This window comes from Oleiphilus sp. HI0067, assembly GCF_001635735.1.
In genome coordinates, this window is the sequence record NZ_LWFI01001726.1 from 1 (window position 1) to 1,218 (window position 1,218).

Sequence of the window (1,218 nt, forward strand, 5' to 3'; positions counted from 1 at the left end):
TTCAGCCCGTATCGGCTCAATCCTTTTAGTACAGGAATTCTCATGTCTGAAGAACTAGAAATGAATATGGATGTCGCGAATCTTTATCGCGAAGAAATTTATACAGATCAGAAGATCGGCACCATTCGTGTTATGACGCCTGTGACGGCAAGTGGTGAACGTGACGATGCGCGTGCAGTGCAATACGTCGGACAAGCGCAAATGATGACTCCAGCTGGTGCTCTGCCACTCACGTTTGAGTTAGCGGTTGATAATTTAGCAGACGCAGTTGCAGGTTTTGGTGATGGCGCTAAGCAGGCAATGGAAGATACGATGCGTGAATTACAAGAAATGCGTCGACAACAAGCGTCTCAGATTGTTGTTCCAGGTCAAGACGGCGGCCCTCAAATTCAAATGCCTTAAGGGCTTTGAATTCAGGCCTCGACCTATCCACAAGGTCGAGGCTTATCATGTATGTTTCTCTATTGTTTCTTGAATAAAACCAGACTCGTGAAGTTTTTGGTAAGCGCGCTTTAATTTGTTAACGCGACTCTGCGGCATGTTTTGATTCACTTTCAGTTTGATCGCATAAGGCGGCTCAATATCGTCAATATAAGTGAGCGTTGTGCGCTTTTGATCTGGCTGCTGACTAACGTGGTAGCTTAGTCGTAAATCCATTTCTATAAAACTATCTACGCGCTCTAAGTCGACTAACTCAAGCCCTTGTTCGTAGCTCTTTACTTCGGTGAGCTCTAAGGAAAACTCCGAAGCATGTTTATTTAATCCTGGATATCGAAAATCTTTAATGATGGCGATCTCGTATGCTTCAAGTTCTTCAAAGTCTCGAAATGCACCGCAATGTAAAACCGAATGATGGACTTTTGTGACTGCTGGCTCAAAGGCAATTCCGTTTGGTAGTGAATCCCACGAAGGGCTGTCATAGGCGATCCAATTAACATTGCTCTCTCCTTTTAACAGCCGTTCGATTCATGGGCTTGGTGCGACAGTAATTTTGATATCTAGTTCGGCGAGTCGTGCGATTTCAGTGACAATGTCGGTGACGATGCCACTATGGATTTTTTCTTCATCGACAATCTGTAAAGGTGCGGCGATATTTTCCACGACAAAGTAGTGAAGATCATGAGCATATGCCGACGCTGATAACGACAGCATCCATAGTCCAATTAGGCGTTTGACGCAGGGAAGATATTCCATCGGTATTTACCTACTTTGCAACAA

At 44.5% G+C, this 1,218-nt stretch carries 3 protein-coding genes; 1 reads left to right on the top strand and 2 read right to left on the bottom strand.

All coding sequences use genetic code 11. The features are described 5' to 3' along the window. Positions 1 to 402 (top strand): hypothetical protein (locus A3739_RS27405; protein WP_231877168.1); only part of this gene is annotated, 402 nt, incomplete at its 5' end. Positions 403 to 447: 45 nt separating this feature from the next. On the opposite strand, the gene A3739_RS31555 is transcribed toward A3739_RS27405, so the two are convergent. Together A3739_RS31555 and A3739_RS27420 are read right to left on the bottom strand one after the other, a co-directional pair. Then, positions 448 to 657, bottom strand: coding sequence for a hypothetical protein (locus A3739_RS31555; RefSeq protein ID WP_068473514.1), 210 nt, complete (start codon positions 655 to 657; stop codon positions 448 to 450). A 309-nt stretch (positions 658 to 966) separates the two neighbouring features. Beyond that, positions 967 to 1,194, bottom strand: a complete 228-nt coding sequence (locus A3739_RS27420; RefSeq protein ID WP_068473520.1) for a hypothetical protein — start codon at positions 1,192 to 1,194, stop codon at positions 967 to 969. Positions 1,195 to 1,218: the final 24 nt, after the last annotated feature.

Coding starts and splice junctions, on each gene's coding strand:
- A3739_RS27420 (WP_068473520.1), bottom strand. CDS start 1,194: ATGGAATATCTTCCCTGCGTCAAACGCCTAATTGGACTATGGATGCTG.
- A3739_RS31555 (WP_068473514.1), bottom strand. CDS start 657: ATGGATTTACGACTAAGCTACCACGTTAGTCAGCAGCCAGATCAAAAG.